This is a genomic window from Arthrobacter sp. CAN_A6, assembly GCF_015751715.1.
Lineage (GTDB): Bacteria > Actinomycetota > Actinomycetes > Actinomycetales > Micrococcaceae > Arthrobacter_D.
In genome coordinates this window covers 188,994-205,179 of sequence record NZ_JADOUV010000002.1, presented here as the reverse complement: position 1 = coordinate 205,179, position 16,186 = coordinate 188,994, and the positions used below count along the sequence as shown (strand labels likewise).

Sequence of the window (16,186 nt, the reverse complement as noted above, 5' to 3'; positions counted from 1 at the left end):
GTGCCCTAGTCCCAGTGCGGCGGACGCTGCTCCCTCAACCAGCTGTCCCGATCTTCCGTGCGGTCGCCCCACTGCCGCGCGTCGTCCTCGGCGGCGAGGGCAGGCAGGAGTACTTCCTCTGGTGCTTCGGGCCGTGGGAAACGGCCGTTCCGCGGGGAGTCCTGGGCCTCGACGGGCTCGAGGGCGAGGACCTCGGCTGCCCGCTGGGCACAACCGTCCGGATCGGTGAAGACCTCGATGGTCCACAGCGGCATGTAGTTCCACCCCATACGCTCCAGCAGCTGGGGCCGCAACCGGCTCCGTTCACGCACCGTCCTGGTGCCGTAACGCGAGGTGCCGTCCGATTCGACGGCGAGGGGAACCCTGGCCGCCTGGGTACTGGACCGGCCGCCCGGCCGGGTTCCCCCGGCCGGCTTCACCGCTGCAATATCGAGGACGCCGTCGTAGTGGTCCCACACCTCGGCTCCCCGGGAGCGCAACCGGTCCACGAGGTCGGCGACGAGCGGATCCGCGTTGGAGGGGCTCGACGGCGACGTCCGTTGTTCTGCCGGCTCCCCCAGCTCGCGCTGGAGAAGCTCGAAGAAGTCCAGGGCGCCGGCAGCCAGGCGTGTGGGATCGAGATCGGAGGGCTGGAAGCAGGTAAGGACGTGCAGCCGGCGTCGGGCGCGGGTCATGGCCATCACGAAGTGCTGCCGGCCGTCAGGAGCCGAGAGCGGGCCGAAGCCGTGCAGCGCCCGGCCGTGCGGAGTGCGCCCGAATCCCAGTGAGAAGATGATGTCGTCACGGACCAGGCCTGCAGCGCGATCCACGGGAACCACCCTGAAGGACTCACGTCCGGGAGCGAAGAACCCGGCAGCCCAGGGATAGTCCGCCATCTGGAGGCGGATCGCCTCACCGACACGGGCTGCGTGGCGTGTGCTGGCCGTCACCACGGCGAGCGTGGAGTCCGGGCGCTGCCGGATGTGCTCGAAGACCAGGTCCACCGCGCGGTTCACTTCCACCGCCACGCTTTCCACGCCGTCGTCGTCGGACCTCGGCATGCCGGTCCCGTTCGGCAGGTACTCGACGATGAGCCCGCGGTCGAGTCCGGAGATTTCGGAGGCCTGCGGCAACCGGGCGAGCTGTCCGTCGTAGAACGATTCGCTCAGGGAGTCACCGAGGCTCCGGTCCACGGCCCGGTACACCTCCGTGAGGGCCCGCGCCGGCAGGATGTCGCGAAAGGCACCGAACGCGCTGGGCAGCGGCTCGGATGCTCCCGGCCGGCTCGACGACTCGATCTCGATGCTGAACCGGCTTGGTGCTGCGACCTGCTCGTCACCGAAGACGACCACCTGGCGGGCACGTGCGATGGAGGACACAGCGCTCTGCAGCGAAACCGACTCACCGTCGAGCACCAGGACTGCGTCGAAGACCATTCCCGCAGGCAGCACCGCCGGAGCCAACAGCGGGCTCACGGCCCAGACCGGCAGCAGGGCCGACACCAGCGTCGGGGGAAGGTCCGCGAGGGTCCCGAGGGTGAGGAGCTCTTCCCGGAGCGAACTGCGAAGCCGCCCGGCGTCCTCCGGGTGAGCGGCGATGCCGTCTCTCCAGAGCTGCGCCTGGTTCCAGCGCAGCCGGGACGCCCCCGACGCGATATGCGCGCTGTCCGCCAACCGGTACTCGCGCTCAAGCCTGCGGAGGCTGTCGCCGTCGGACATCGCGAGGTAATCGTCTCCGCTGATCATCGCCTCGAGCGCGGACTGCCACCAGGCCAGCTCGAGCTCGGGCCCCACCTCCGCTCCGTCCACTTCCCGTTCCGCGAGGTCGTCGAGCAGGTCCCCCAACCCACGCTCACGCATCTCCTTCAGCAGCAGCGTGCGTTCCGGGAGGGTCTGGAGCGTTCCCTTGTCGGCGACCAGTTCCGCGAGGATACGCTCGAGGTCGTCGAGCCCGCAGGCAGGCAGGTCGGGGCTGGTCTGCGTGGTCTTCAGGATGCCGGTCAGCTCTGAAAGACGCGACCGCACGGCCTGATAGGAACTGTTGAGTTCCGCGAGGCCGGTGGGCACCGAGGGGTGCTGCTCCGTCGTCGCATACTGCGTCCAGAGGGTGTGCTGCTGCTGGACGTCGACCAGGGATGAGTGGAGGTCGGCGATGTGCACACCCGGCCGGACATATTCCTTGGCCACCCGGCGTAACCGCGAGCGGGTCATCGAACTCATCTCGATGCTGTGCTCGCGCCGCCAGGACGACGGCGCGGTGGCCGAGATGAGGTCCGTCACCGGGCGGTCGAAGATGTCGGGCGTGAACTTGTCGAGGCTGGCCCGGACCGCGACCAGGAGATCGAGCTGCTCCCCCCACGCCGTGAAGGTCTTTCCGAGGGCGATATGGGAGTACTCCGCGACGTGCAGCATCCTCGCCCGAAGCTCCGGAATGTCCTTCGCGAGCCCTGCCGAAAGCTCGTAGGCATGCTCGGTCTCGCTGCGGTTGAACAACTGGGCGCCATACCAGGGACTCCTGGTGGCGGCTTTACTGAAGCTGCCGAGTTCCGCGGCCCGTTGCAGTCTCGAGGTCAGTTCGGCCCGGTCGGGGATGCTGTCGAGGACACTGCGTTTGAGGCGGACCGTGGTGGACGGCGCGGGGTCGAGCGCCGTCAGTCCGGCGAGGGACTGCATCGCCTGGTACGGCGAGCAAGCCCAGCGGCTGCGGATGTTATGCAGGGACTGCACGTGCTCGAGGAGTTGGTGGCGGTGCCCAACGAGTGTCTGGTGCAGGCTCTCCAGCGACGGCTCCGTCGCCTTCTCATTGCGGACGATCGCGCGGACCACGGCGTCCTTCAGCTGCCCGGTCGGCATGTTCTCGCCGACCTGGAGCGCCAGGGAACCGAGCCCGAGGGCGTCGAGGTCCTGAACGAATTCGTTGAGCGTTCCGCGCCGCTCGGCCACGACCAGCACCTGCTTGCCCTGTGAGGCCAGGAGTGCGGCGGCGTTCAGTGCCGTCTGGGTCTGGCCCGTCCCGGGCGGCGTCGAGACCACGAGCGAGGTGCCGGCGCCGATCTGGTCGAGCACTTCCTGCTGGGCGCTGTCGGCGTCGAGGATGAGCAGTTCGTCCCCGGGGGACCGCTCGTCGAAGGGAGGGAAGCCCTCCGCCGCGGAAAAAGCGGGTGTCGCCCCGCTTGTTCTGTCGCCTTCCCTCGCTGCGGCTACGAGAGCGGCAAGGGCTGGGTGGCCGGGGTGCACCGCCGGGTCATCGGCAGTCTTCGCCAGGTCGGCGAAGGTGGACACGAGGATCCTGTGCTCCACCGACATCCCTCGCACGCCGTCGGTCAGCTGGCGGAGACGCTCCAGTACGGGATAGGGGTCGAGCCGGGCCGTGCCGTAGGCGAGCCTCGCCAGCCCTTTGGCGTCGACGTCGATGTGCTGGACGGTCCGCAGGTGCCGGACGAGGGCCGGATTGAGCCGGGCCTGTTCGGTGATCTGCAGTTCGTAGTCGTCCTGGGACGAGTGCACGGTGAGTGAGACAGCGGTCAGCAGCACCGGAGCGTTGAGCGTTTCGGACCGTCCGGCGCCATCGACGGAGCGCCAGGACGCCGTTCCGGCAGCGAGGTTCCCGACGTCGATGCCCCGCTCGGTGCCGAGCTCGAAGATCTTGGCCCGGAGCGCGCGGGCAGCGGCTTTCGCGGCGTTGTACTGCACCGGATCACGAAGCAGTGTCGAAAGGCGGGTGCGCCGCCCAGCGAGCAATTGGGCGAGCCCCGAGGGATGCGCGTGCGTGAGGTCGATGCTCGTGCCGGCCGACGGACGGAAATGCAGCAGCGTGTCACCGGTTGCCTGCGGGCCCATCGAATTAAGCCACGGCAGCAGGAAATCCTCCGCCGCATCCCCACGGTCCTGCTCCGGCACAGCTGTCCTCTTCCCTGCATGGTTACACACTGATTTCGGCCGGATCGGCCATCCTCCAAGCTATCCGATCAAGGGACGGCGGCGTCGGATAGCAACGCGTGATACCGCCACCGGTTTTGCCCCCGTCAGGAGCAGCTCATTCCCACTCGATGGTTCCCGGAGGCTTGCTCGTGACATCGAGCACCACCCGGTTGACGCCGTCGACCTCATTGGTGATCCGGTTCGAGATCCTGGCGAGGAGGTCGTAGGGCAACCGCGACCAGTCGGCGGTCATCGCGTCCTCACTGGAGACGGGACGCAGCACGATCGGGTGGCCGTAGGTCCGCCCGTCGCCCTGCACGCCGACACTGCGGACGTCGGCAAGGAGCACCACTGGCATCTGCCAGACCTCGGAATCGAGCCCCGCGGCGGTGAGTTCCGCCCTGGCGATGGCGTCGGCCTTCCGGAGCAGCTCCAGCCGTTCCTGCGTCACGTCACCGACGATCCGGATGCCGAGCCCCGGACCCGGGAACGGCTGGCGCCCGACGATCTCCGGGGGCAGCCCGAGCTGCGCACCCACAGCCCGCACCTCATCCTTGAACAGGGTGCGCAGCGGCTCGACGAGTTCGAACTGCAGGTCCTCCGGAAGCCCTCCCACGTTGTGGTGGCTCTTGATGTTCGCGGCCCCCTCTCCGCCGCCCGACTCGACGACGTCAGGGTAGAGGGTCCCCTGGACCAGGAACCGGATCTTCTCGCCGTGGGCTTCGGCCTCGGAGATGATGGCCCGCTCGGCCTCTTCGAAGGCGCGGATGAATTCACGACCGATGATTTTCCGCTTGGTCTCCGGATCAGAGACGCCCGCGAGCGCGTCGAGGAAGCGTTCCTGCTCGTTCGCGACGTAGAGCTTCACTCCGGTGGCGGCAACGAAGTCACGCTCCACCTGCTCGGCTTCGCCCTCGCGCAGCAGCCCGTGGTCCACGAAGACGCAGGTGAGCTGGTCCCCCACCGCACGCTGCACGAGTGCGGCGGCGACGGCGGAATCCACTCCGCCCGACAGGCCGCAGATGACCCGCGCGTCCCCGATCTGCTCGCGGATGCGGTCGACCTGCTCCTCGAGGATGTCGCGGGTGGTCCAGTTCGGATGGAGCCGGGCACCCTTGAACAGGAAGTTCTCGAGGACCTGCTGGCCATGCCGGGAATGCTTCACCTCGGGGTGCCACTGGACCCCGTACAGGCCCCTGCCCTCATGCGCGAACGCCGCTACCGGGGCACCTGCCGTGCTGGCCAGGACGTCGAATCCCTCAGGTGCGGCCTGAACGCTGTCGCCATGGCTCATCCAGGCGTTCTGATGCTCGGGCGTTCCCTCGAGGATGGAGCGGGCGTTCCCGGAGGAGGAGACATCGGTGGAGCCGTACTCGCGCAGGCCCGTCTTCGCCACCGTGCCGCCGAGGGCGGCGGCCATGGCCTGGAAGCCGTAGCAGATGCCGAGGACAGGAACACCGGCGTCGAACAGTTCAGGCTCCACGCGGGGCGCACCGTCGGCGTACACGCTCGACGGCCCGCCGGACAGGATGATCGCCACCGGATTCTTGGCGAGGATCTGTTCCGCGCTCAGGGTATGGGGCACGATCTCGGAGTAGACGTCGGCCTCGCGCACCCTCCGCGCGATCAGCTGGGCGTACTGAGCACCATAATCGACAACGAGGACCGGGCGGTGTTCAGGGGTGGGGGCGGGGGTAGTCACCCGTCAACAATAGTCGGAAGGGCCGGCGCGCCGCACCTTGTTCCGCGCTGGAACCGGCACGCCGGGTCAGTACCGCTGGGCCGCCTCGGGGTGGGATGCGAGGTCGGCTTCCGCCTGCCGGTGGATTCGCTTCTCGACGATGAACGAGAGCAGGGGCACCACCCCGCCGAGTGCGATGAGCAGGAAGCGGGTGAACGGCCACCGCAGGAACTGCCACAGACGAAAATCGGCGATCAGGTACACCACGTAGAGCCAGCCGTGCACGATCAGGACCGCGGTGGAGAGGTTGAATCCCGAAGAAAGCTCCGCCTCTGCCTCCGGAAGAAGCTGCAGTGCCGAGCCTCCCCCGGCAACGATCTCCGAGCCGAATCCGTACTTCGCGATCATTTCGACGACCACGAGGAGCAACATGACGCCCGTGGCATAGGCCAGCACACGATAGAAGCTCAGGGCGGACCGGATCTGGGCGTGCGTGCCTCCGAATCTGCGCTTCTTCGCGGCCTTGGTCGCGGCCCCGCCTGCTGGCCGGCGGTCGGCTTTTCCTTCGGTAACCGGGTCACTCACTCTTGGTTCCACTTCCTGATGTCGATGTGCTCGGGTCCGCTGCGGTCAGTGCCGGCTGGTCCGGCTCCGCATCGTTCGGAATTTCGTCTGCCTCGTCCTCGAGGCTCCTGCGGTAGTCGTCCGCCACCAGGCGCCACCAGATGAAGAAGGCAAAGCCCGCGAAGACGAACCACTCGATGGCGTAGAAGATGTTCAGCCAGTTGACGGGGGTGTCCTGCGGCTGCGGGCCGACTTCCACGGTTTCGAGCGGCGCCTGGACGGGCACGACGTCATCGGCCTGCCGAATCTCGTTGGACACCACGAATCCCGAATAGGTCGGGCGATCCCAGATATTCGTCAGTTCGGCCGACGCGAGCGTCGGAACCTGGTTCTCCACCGTGCGCTGGGCCACCGGACCTTCCCCGGGGAGGAGCCTCCCCTCCACCCGCGCCGGCCCTTCAGGGACGCTCACGGCGTCGAAGGCATCGGCGGTCCGGACCCAACCGAGCACCACGGGGATCACGGGTGCCGCGTCGTCCCCCGCACCTGCGGGCTCGTCCTCCATCCGTGCACCCTCGACCTCGAAGGCGCTGACCACCCACAGTCCGGTGTCCTCCCCGCGGACCCTGTCCTGAACGAAAATCTGCGTGCCCGGCACGAAGCTCCCGTCGAAGGACACGAGCCGGTCGGCCGCGGCAGTGGTCAACGGCGCACCGGGCTGGAGGACGTCGATCAGGGGTTGAACCGACTCGGTGACGGAGGGAGCCGGCGGGCCGTCACTGCGTGACGAGGACAACTGCCACTGACTGAGCAACACGAAGACCGAGGCGATCACCATCGCGAGGATCAGCAGAAGGATCCATCGGGGTTTGAGCGCGGTCTTCAACACTTGTTAAAGGTACTTCGTGCGCGTGTAGAACAACGAATGATTCAGCCGTGGGCAGCTGTTCCCAAGTGATTGGGAAACCTCTATCGCTTTGGCGGGATCGCGTCTAGGATTGGCTCTCGTGCGCGTCTTCCCCTACCCCGATACCGGCCCTCCCAACATCGCCTCGCCCACCAGGTACCTCGCATGGCTTGCCTCGAAGCAGAAAGGGACCCTGTGCGCAGGGATCTTTTTCGGTGCCGTGCTGATGGCGGCACAGGCCGCCATGCCCTTTTTCCTGGGACGGGCCATCGACGGCGGGATCATCGCCGGTGATCCGACCGCGCTCGTCCAGTGGGTCTCCGGTCTGCTCGTCCTCATGGTGGTCCAGGCAGCGGCGGATACGGCGAGCCACCGGGCGGCCGTCAGCAACTGGATGCAGGCCGCCTTCCGCTCCGCGCAGCTTGTCGGCCACAAGATCACGAGGACCGGCGACGCCCTGCCCAGTTCGCTGTCGACGGGCGAGGTGGTGTCCACCGCAGCCTCGGATGCCTTCCGGCTGGGCGAGGTCTTCGAAGTACTGTCGCGCCTCGCGGGAGCCGTCGCTGCCTGGCTGGTGGTCACCGTCCTGATCTGGCAGACCTCGGAGATGCTGGCCGTGCTGGTGCTCGTCGGAGTGCCCGTCTGCTGCGCCCTGCTGCTGTTCGTGGTGAAGCCCATGCAGGCCCGGCAGCGGGAGCAGCGCGAGGCATCGGGCAGGATGACGGCGGTCGGCGCCGACACCGTGGCCGGCCTGCGGGTTCTGCGCGGGATCGGCGGTGAGCACATCTTCGTCGACCGCTACCGTGCGAAGTCGGCCGCAACCCGCGATTCGGGAATACGGGTGGCCCGCTCCCTGGCGGACCTCGAGGCGTCCCAGGTGTTCATTGCCGGTGCGTTCAGCGTGGTCTTCACCTGGGTCGGAGCGAACCTCGTGCTCGACGGCGTCATCAGCCCCGGCGAGCTGGTGGCACTCTATGGGTTCTCGGTGTTTCTCATGACCCCCATCCGCGCGGCGGCCGACGCGGTCGCCCGCTTCATCCGGGCCTCCGTGGGAGCCCGGAAGATCATCGCGGTCCTGCGGGTCGAGCCGAATGTCTCCGACGACGGGCCTCCGGCCCCCGCTCCGCCGTCGGGCTCCGCCCTGTTCGACGAGCGCACCGGCCTGACCGTCCGGCCCGGGCGTCTCACCGCGCTGGTATCGGAGTCGGGGGCAGCGGCTGAGGTGGCGAGCCGCCTTGGCCGGTTCGAGGATCGTGTCCTCGAGGAAGCACGGGTGCGGTGGGGTGCCGCCGACCTGCGCCGCGTGGCGCTGCAGGAGATCCGGAGCAGGATCGTGGTCAGTGAGGCCGGTCCGCAGCTCTTCACCGGTTCGCTGCGCTCCCAGCTCGACCCTCACGGAAGGCACGACGACGCCGCCGTGCTCCGCGCCCTCGATGCAGCGAGCGCGCTCGACATCCTCGAGGGAATCGACGACGGCCTCGACCATGAGGTCACCGAACGTGGCCGCGGCTTCTCGGGAGGGCAGCGCCAACGGCTGGTGCTGGCCCGGGCGTTCCTGACCGAGGCGGAGACCCTGATACTGGTCGAGCCCACGAGCGCCGTCGACGCCCACACCGAAGCGCGCATCGCCGCGCGGCTCCGGGACGCGAGGGGGCGGAAGGACCGAACCACGGTGGTGGTCACGGCCAGCCCGCTTCTGCTCGGGGTCATGGACTCCGTGGTGTTCCTCGACGAGGGCCGTGTCCAGGCCGAGGGCACGCATGCAGAACTTGTGGCAGGCAACAGCGCGTACCGGAATGTGGTGATTCGCAGTGAGTGAAGCAGCGACGGAGACAGCGGAGGCGACAGCCCCGGTGACCAGGGGCAGGGCCGCACCGGGCGAGGGCAAGCTGCCGGTCGCCTCGCCGGCCACTGTACGCGCTGAAGCCAGGCGCCTCATCCGCCGGCACCGCAGGAGCCTGACGGGCGTGATCGCACTGTACGTCGGATCGGCCGTGGCGGGACTAGCCGGACCGCTGCTTCTCGGGGCGCTGGTGGACGCCGTCGCCGGCGGCACCACCAGCGGCTATGTGGCTACGGTGTCGCTTGCCATGCTGGGCTTCCTCACGGTGCAGTCGGTGCTGCGGCGCTTCGCCGTACGCTCCGGAATGGTCTTCGGCGAACGGGTGTTCGCCGAACTCCGTGAGGATTTTCTGGAGCAGGTCACTGCCCTGCCGCTGTCCACCGTCGAGAAGGCGGGCACGGGTGACCTGGTGGCCCGCACCACCAACGACATCGACGCGGTGTCGCACACCGTGCGCTTCGGCGTGCCGCAGGTGGTGGTCTCGGCGGTGACGATCGTACTGACCCTGGCCGTCGCGGTTCTCACCTCCCCGGTGCTGTCGGCGGCCCTCCTGGTCGGCATCCCGCTGCTCTACCCGGTGACCCGCTGGTACCTCAGGCGCAGTTCTGACGGCTACCAGCGGGAACGGGAATCGTACGCCGTGGTGAATGGCACGATCACCGAGAGCATCGAGGGCGCGCGGACCGTCGACGCCCTCAGCCTCGGAGGAATCCGGCGCCAGGGCATGGACGATGCGCTGGGGGTCAGTTACGGCGTGGAGCGCTACACCCTGTGGCTGCGCTCCGTCCTGTTTCCCGCAGCCGACCTGGCCTTCTGGCTCCCCGTCGCGGCGGTCCTGCTGTGGGGCGGCTGGCTTGCCTCGAACGACGTCGTCACCCCCGGCGCGGTAGCCGCCGTCGCGCTCTTTGCCGTGCGGTTGATCGACCCCGTGGATCTGCTGATCATGTGGACCGATGAGATCCAGGTCGGTGCGGCGTCGCTCGCGCGCATCATCGGGGTTCAGGACGTGGCTCCGGACCGCGAGGCGACGGACGCCGTGCCGACCAATGAGGACATCCTCGTCTCCAACGTGACCTACGCCTACCGTCCGGGCCAGGACGTCCTGCACGGCATCGACCTGTCCCTGCGGCGCGGCGAGCGCCTCGCCGTGGTGGGACCGTCGGGAGCCGGCAAATCGACCCTCGGCCGGCTGATCGCGGGCATCCACCCGCCCACCACCGGCTCGGTCACCGTCGGCGGGGTCCCTCTGGTGGACCGTCCGCTGGATCAGCTGCGCCGCGAGGTCGCCCTGGTGACGCAGGAGCACCACGTCTTCGTGGGATCGCTTGCCGACAACGTCCGCCTCGGCCGTGCGTCAGCCACCGAAGCGGAACTGGCGGAGGCACTGAACGACGTCGGCGCACTCGCCTGGGCCCTGGCCCTGCCCGACGGACTGGAGACCGAGGTGGGATCGGGCGCGCTCGAACTCACTCCCGCGCAGGCGCAGGAAGTCGCGCTCGCACGCCTGGTGCTCGCCGATCCGCACACGCTCGTCCTCGATGAGGCGACCTCGCTGATCGATCCCCAGGCCGCCCGGGACCTCGAGCGCTCCCTGAGCGCTGTGCTGGAGGGCCGCACCGTGATCGCCATCGCGCACCGCCTCCACACCGCGCACGACGCCGACCGCGTGGCTGTCGTGGAGGGGGGCCGCATCACCGAGCTCGGCTCCCATGACGAGTTGATCGCGCTCGACGGCGCCTACGCGTCACTGTGGCGTTCCTGGCGCACCGAATAGGAACCGGGTCCGCCGGGCCACTGACGTGACAGGAGACACGTCGATGACCGTGACAGGAGTCCCGTCAGTGGTCGTTCTGTGACCGTGTCAGTGGTTGTGGAACACGAGCGAGGAATTGATGAGTTCCGCGATCACTTCGGCGTCGTGCGCCCTCCTCAGCGACTCACGGAAGTTCTCCTTGAACAGGCTCCGCGCGATGGTCGCGAGGACCTCGAGGTGCTCGGAGAAGGATTGGGCCGGCGTCGCCATCAGGAGGACGAGGGTGGCGGGGCCGTCCATCGCGCCGAAGTCCAGGCTGTGGCCGTATTTCGCGACGCCCACCGCGATGGAGGTCCGGTTGACGTACTCGCTGCGCGCATGCGGCAGGCCGACGCCTCCGGGGAGGCCGGTGGCCATCTGGTGTTCGCGGGAAGAGACCTGGTCGAGGAAGGCGTCGAGGTCGGAGATCCGCCCGCCGGCGTGCATGCGGGCGGCCAGCTGCGCCGAGGCGTCCTGCCTGCTGGCCGCCACCATCTCGAGGATCACCATGTCCGGCGTGGTCAGTTCGGCGTTATGCAAGTCCAGGGACAGCTCACTCACGTTTGGCCTCTCGGTACGGCGGGTTTTCAGGAGGAACCTGGAGTGTCCTACCTTAGCGGGACGATGTCGGCCACTCCGAGGCGCGCGCTGTCGGCGGACTCGTCATCGGGCTGTTCCTGACTGAGGCGCTCCGCCTCGACCCGCGCGATGTAGTGCTTCACCTCACGCTCGACCTGCTGCTCGCTCCATTCCAGGATCGGCGCCATGAGGCCGGCGACCACCGGCGCGGCCGAGACGCCGCGATCCCAGGCTTCGATGGAGATCCGAGTCCGCCGCGTCAGCACGTCGTCAACGTGCCTCGCTCCCTCATGGGTGACGGCGAAGACCACCTCTGCGCCGAGGTAATCGTCCGCGCCGGGCAGCGGCTCCCCCAGTGCGGGATCCGCCTTGATGAGGGCCAGGACGTCGGCAGCCTGCGTTCCGTAGCGCTGCAGCAGGTGCTCCACCCGCGCGACATGCACCCCGGCATCGTCGGCCATATTGCCGCGCGCATTCCACGCCGCCTTGTAACCCTCCGCGCCGAGCAGCGGAACCGACTCGGTGACGCTGTCGGGAACGCGCTCGTCGAGGGCGCGCGTCGCCTCGTCGACGGCGTCCTTGGCCATGACACGGTAGGTGGTCCATTTTCCGCCGGCAACCACCACCAGCCCCGGGACAGGATGGGCGACGACGTGTTCCCGTGAGAGCTTCGCTGTGGAGTCGTTCTCGCCCGCAAGCAGCGGCCGGAGTCCCGCGTAGACGCCCTCGACATCCTCGCGGGTGAGCGGCCGTTTGAGGACGCGGTTCACGTGTTCGAGCACGTAGTCGATGTCCTTGGAAGTGGCGGCCGGGTGCGCCTTGTCGAGGTGCCAGTCGGTGTCCGTGGTGCCGATGATCCAGTGGCGACCCCACGGGATCACGAAAAGTACCGATTTCTCGGTCCGGAGGATCAGACCAACGGTCGACTGGAAGCGGTCCCGCGGCACGACCAGGTGAATGCCCTTCGATGCCCGGACCTTCAGCTGGCCCCGGTCGGTGACCATGGCCTGCGTCTCGTCGGTCCAGACCCCTGTGGCATTGACCACCTGCTTCGCGCGTATGCTGAACTCTTCGCCGCTTTCATGGTCCTTAACCCGCGCACCGACAACCCGCTCTCCTTCACGGAGGAAGTCCACCACGCTCACCCGGTTGGCGGCCTTCGCTCCGTAGTGCGACGCCGTCCGCACCATATTGACGACGTACCGGGCGTCATCCACCTGGGCGTCGTAGTAGCGGATGGAACCCACCATGGCGTCGTCCTTGAGGCTCGGCGCCGCGCGGAGGGTTCCCTTCCGGCTCAGGTGCTTGTGGAACGGCACGCCACGCGAATTCCCGCCGGACATGCTCATGGCGTCGTACAGGGCGATCCCGGCGCCCACGTAGGGACGTTCGACGAAGCGTCTGGTCAGGGGATAGAGGAACGGTACGGGGCGCACGAGGTGCGGGGCAATCCGCTGGATCAGGAGGCCGCGTTCCTTCAGTGCTTCCTGGACCAGGGCGAAATCGAGCATCTCCAGGTAGCGCAGGCCGCCGTGGATCAGCTTCGACGAGCGCGACGACGTTCCCGACGACCAGTCGCGGGCCTCGACGATTCCCGTGGTCAGGCCTCGCGTCGCGGCGTCGAGCGCGGATCCCACGCCCACCACTCCGCCGCCGACGATCAGGATGTCGAGTTCCCGGCCCTGCCCGCTCGTGGCTTTCAGCGCCGCGATTGCCTCTTCGCGGTTCTGCGGACTGAGTGCGCCAGATGCCATGGTCGTAACCCTTCAGTGGGTGGATCCTGCTGTCCCTGCCTATCCCCCAACTCTAGGCCAAACGGCCGTTCGAGTCAGTCGTTCGAGGCATAGGGCGAGAGGACTACCTCGACGCGCTGGAACTCCTTGAGGTCCGAGTACCCGGTGGTCGCCATAGCCCGCCGCAGGGCACCGATGACGTTGGAGGTTCCGTCGGTGTGGTGCGAGGGTCCCCACAGCACCTCCTTGAGCGAGCCGACCGTGCCGATCCTCACCCGGTCGCCGCGGGGAAGCTCCGCATGGTGTGCTTCCTGCCCCCAGTGCCACCCCTTGCCGGGCGCTTCCTCTGCGCGGGCGAGGGCCGAGCCGAGCATGACGGCGTCGGCACCCATGGCGATCGCCTTGACGATGTCGCCACTTGCCCCCATGCCGCCGTCGGCGATGACATGGACATAGCGGCCGCCGGATTCATCCATGTAGTCGCGGCGTGCCGCAGCGACGTCGGAAATGGCCGAGGCGAGGGGCGAGTGGATGCCGAGTGCCCGCCGCGTCGTCGTCGTCGCACCCCCGCCGAAACCGACCAGGACGCCGGCGGCGCCCGTGCGCATGAGGTGGAGCGCGGGGGTGTAGCCTGCGGCTCCTCCGACGATCACGGGGACGTCGAGCTCGTAGATGAATTTCTTGAGGTCGAGTGGCTCCTCGTTCTTCGAGACGTGCTCGGCGGAAACGGTGGTGCCGCGGATCACGAAGATGTCGACGCCGGCGGCCAGCACCGTCTTGTAGAACTGCTGGGTGCGCTGCGGTGTCAGCGAGCCTGCCACCGTGACACCGGCCTCCCGGATCTCGGCCAGGCGGCTCGTGATGAGCCCCGCCTGAATGGGTGCGTCGTAGATCTCCTGCATGCGCTTCGTGGCCGCCGGGCTGAAGTTCTCGGTACTGAGGCCGGCGATCTCGTCGAGCGCCACCTGCGGATCCTCGTACCTCGTCCACAGCCCCTCGAGGTTCAGCACCCCCAAGCCACCGAGCCGGCCCATCTGGATGGCCGTGGCGGGCGACATCGCCGAATCCATGGGGGCTGCGACCACTGGCATCTCGAATTGGTAGGCGTCGATCTGCCAGCTGACCGATACGTCCAGCGGGTCGCGGGTGCGCCGCGAAGGTACCACCGCCACGTCGTCCAGGGAGTATGCCCTGCGTCCACGCTTGCCTCGGCCGATCTCGATCTCGTAAGTCACTGCTCTAGGTTATCCCAGCGTTCCTGGGCCCCGCCCCCCGCTGATTAAGCGGCTATGGCTGCTATTCCGGCCGGGAGGCAGCCACAGGTGCTTAATCAGCGGGGGGTACCGCGTCCATGGGACGGCCCCCGGACAGCTGGCTCTCGAACATCCGGAAGTACCTGCCGCGCAGCGCGACGAGCTCACTGTGGGTTCCGGCTTCCACGATGCGGCCGTCCTCGAGCATGTAGACGACGTCGGCCTTCTCGATGGTGGCGAGGCGGTGGCTGATGGCCACGATGGTGCGCGAGCGGTCGGCGAAGAGGCGCGAGAAGATCCGGTGCTCGGCGAGCGCGTCGATGGCCGACGTCGGCTCGTCCAGCACCACGAAGGGTGCGTTCCGGTAGAAGTTGCGCGCCATGGCGAGGCGTTGCCACTGCCCTCCGGAGAGGCCGCTGCCCTTGCGTCCCCGGGGGTCCTCCATCCAGTTGCTGACGTAGTTGTCGAACCCGTTCGGCATCTTCGCGATGAAGTCGGTTGCCTCGGCGTCGTCCGCGGCGCGTCGGATGCGCTCGTCGTCACGCGGTTGGTCCACATCGCCGAAGTAGATGTTGTTGGCGGCGGTGGCGAACTCGTACTTGAGGAAGTCCTGCGACATGACGGCGAGGTGACGGTGCCACGATGCGGCCCCGAGGGAGCGGAGGTCCTGGCCGTCGAGGAGCACCCGGCCCGCGCTCGGCTCGTAGAGCCCGGCCAGGACCCGGATCAGCGTCGATTTCCCTGCGCCGTTCTCCCCCACGATGGCGATGTGGCTCCCCGACCCGATGGTGAGGGAGATGCCCTTCAGGACCTCGGTGTTCCCGCCCTCATAGGTGAAGTGGATATCCTGCAGCTCCAACGACGACGGCGCCGCGGCCAGCTCGCGACGTGGCGAGGTGGCCGCCGGGAAATCCAGGAACTGCTCATAGTCCTTGAGGTTCGCGAGGTCCTCGTCGATCGAACTGAGCGAGGTCACCAGCGAATTGGCGGTGCTGAGCGCCCGGCTCACGATCTGCTGTACGTAGAGGAACTGGCCCACCGGCTCCGCCCTGGCGATGATCTGGCCCACCACCCAGAGAAGCGCCACCACTTCCGCCCCGTACTGGAGGGTGTCGGCCAGCAGTTGCTTGGGGATGTAGCGACGCTGGAATTCGAGCCGCCGCTTCTCGTCGGCGTCGCGCAGCCTGGATCGCAGGTCCATCAGGTACCCCACGACGCCGTACAGGCGCATCTCGGCGATGTGCTGTGGCCGCATGAGATTGGTTTCGATCATGCGCCGCTGCCTGCGGGAGTCCACCTGCGTGTTCCAGTGCGCCATCTGCTCCCGCGAGAGCCGGAACTGCAGGTAGACGCTCGGAATGATCGCCACCAGGACGATCAGCGCCACCCACCAGCTCACGAACAGCAGTGCGCCGATGGCGAGCACCACCGACGTGAGCTGCGTGAAGATCGCGGCGATCCGGTCGAGGACCCGGGCATAGGAGTCCGAGAACCGCTTCGCGCGGTCGTAGAGGTCGACCGTCTCCTTGTCGTCGTAACGCCAGAACTCGAGGGCGAGAAATTTTTCGTACATCTGGTCACCCACCACTGCGCCGACCCGGAAACTCAGGACCTGCTGGATATAGCGGTCGACACTCGTGAAGCCGCCCCAGAGCAGACCGAGCGCTGCCGTGACCAGGACGTAGATGACGGCTTGCCGCCCCGCGTCGGGATTGCCGGTGTACGCCTCGGCGAGGGCCGTCGTCGTCAGCGCCGCGAAGTAGGTGGTGACCAGCGGCAGGACGGCGGAGATCAGCGATCCGAGGACCTTCATGACGACGGCGCCCGGCGAGGCCTTCGCGCTGACCTTCAGGACCTGACCCACGGCACTCGCGTAGGGCCGCAGGGCGATGCCCCGCCGCGGAGCGGGTGACGCTGCGGGCAACGTCATCCGGA

At 67.9% G+C, this 16,186-nt stretch carries 10 protein-coding genes; 2 read left to right on the top strand and 8 right to left on the bottom strand.

The annotated features are described in order from the left end of the window. Positions 1–5: 5 nt before the first annotated feature. The 4 genes from IWX75_RS04445 to IWX75_RS04430 all read right to left on the bottom strand — a co-directional run bounded on the left by IWX75_RS04445 (position 6) and on the right by IWX75_RS04430 (position 7,033). Positions 6–3,818 carry a DUF4011 domain-containing protein gene (locus IWX75_RS04445; protein WP_442858950.1) on the bottom strand — a complete coding sequence of 1,271 codons (3,813 nt, stop codon included), beginning with the start codon at positions 3,816–3,818 and terminating at the stop codon, positions 6–8. 196 nt (positions 3,819–4,014) lie between these two features. Next, positions 4,015–5,601, bottom strand: coding sequence for a glutamine-hydrolyzing GMP synthase (gene guaA, locus IWX75_RS04440; RefSeq protein WP_196821042.1), 1,587 nt, complete (start codon positions 5,599–5,601; stop codon positions 4,015–4,017). A gap of 66 nt (positions 5,602–5,667) precedes the next feature. Continuing rightward, positions 5,668–6,165 carry a DUF3817 domain-containing protein gene (locus IWX75_RS04435; RefSeq protein ID WP_196821041.1) on the bottom strand — a complete coding sequence of 166 codons (498 nt, stop codon included), beginning with the start codon at positions 6,163–6,165 and terminating at the stop codon, positions 5,668–5,670. Further along, the gene (locus tag IWX75_RS04430) at positions 6,158–7,033 is read right to left on the bottom strand and encodes an SURF1 family protein (protein WP_196821040.1); all 876 of its coding nucleotides are present in this window, start codon (positions 7,031–7,033) and stop codon (positions 6,158–6,160) included. The genes IWX75_RS04435 and IWX75_RS04430 overlap by 8 nt, the downstream gene beginning before the upstream one ends. A gap of 118 nt (positions 7,034–7,151) precedes the next feature. On the opposite strand from IWX75_RS04430, the gene IWX75_RS04425 reads away from it, so the two are divergent. Continuing rightward, on the top strand, positions 7,152–8,870 hold the full coding sequence (locus tag IWX75_RS04425; RefSeq protein WP_196821039.1) for an ABC transporter ATP-binding protein: 1,719 nt from the start codon (positions 7,152–7,154) through the stop codon (positions 8,868–8,870). A 34-nt stretch (positions 8,871–8,904) separates the two neighbouring features. Next, positions 8,905–10,668: an ABC transporter ATP-binding protein gene (locus IWX75_RS04420; RefSeq protein ID WP_196821361.1), complete on the top strand. Its 1,764-nt coding sequence runs from the start codon at positions 8,905–8,907 to the stop codon at positions 10,666–10,668. A gap of 87 nt (positions 10,669–10,755) precedes the next feature. On the opposite strand, the gene IWX75_RS04415 is transcribed toward IWX75_RS04420, so the two are convergent. From IWX75_RS04415 to IWX75_RS04400, 4 genes are all read right to left on the bottom strand, one after another. Further along, positions 10,756–11,247: a PTS sugar transporter subunit IIA gene (locus tag IWX75_RS04415; protein ID WP_196821038.1), complete on the bottom strand. Its 492-nt coding sequence runs from the start codon at positions 11,245–11,247 to the stop codon at positions 10,756–10,758. 47 nt (positions 11,248–11,294) lie between these two features. Beyond that, entirely contained in the window at positions 11,295–13,019 is a 1,725-nt protein-coding gene (locus IWX75_RS04410; RefSeq protein ID WP_196821037.1) for a glycerol-3-phosphate dehydrogenase/oxidase, read from the bottom strand. 74 nt (positions 13,020–13,093) lie between these two features. Beyond that, positions 13,094–14,233 carry a GuaB3 family IMP dehydrogenase-related protein gene (locus IWX75_RS04405; RefSeq protein WP_196821036.1) on the bottom strand — a complete coding sequence of 380 codons (1,140 nt, stop codon included), beginning with the start codon at positions 14,231–14,233 and terminating at the stop codon, positions 13,094–13,096. A 91-nt stretch (positions 14,234–14,324) separates the two neighbouring features. Next, positions 14,325–16,181, bottom strand: coding sequence for an ABC transporter ATP-binding protein (locus tag IWX75_RS04400; protein WP_196821035.1), 1,857 nt, complete (start codon positions 16,179–16,181; stop codon positions 14,325–14,327). Positions 16,182–16,186 lie beyond the last annotated feature (5 nt).

What these genes read in the sequence shown, in the direction of transcription:
- IWX75_RS04445 (WP_442858950.1), bottom strand. Translation starts at nt 3,818, where the DNA reads ATGGGCCCGCAGGCAACCGGTGACACGCTGCTGCATTTCCGTCCGTCG.
- IWX75_RS04410 (WP_196821037.1), bottom strand. Translation starts at nt 13,019, where the DNA reads ATGGCATCTGGCGCACTCAGTCCGCAGAACCGCGAAGAGGCAATCGCG.
- IWX75_RS04400 (WP_196821035.1), bottom strand. Translation starts at nt 16,181, where the DNA reads ATGACGTTGCCCGCAGCGTCACCCGCTCCGCGGCGGGGCATCGCCCTG.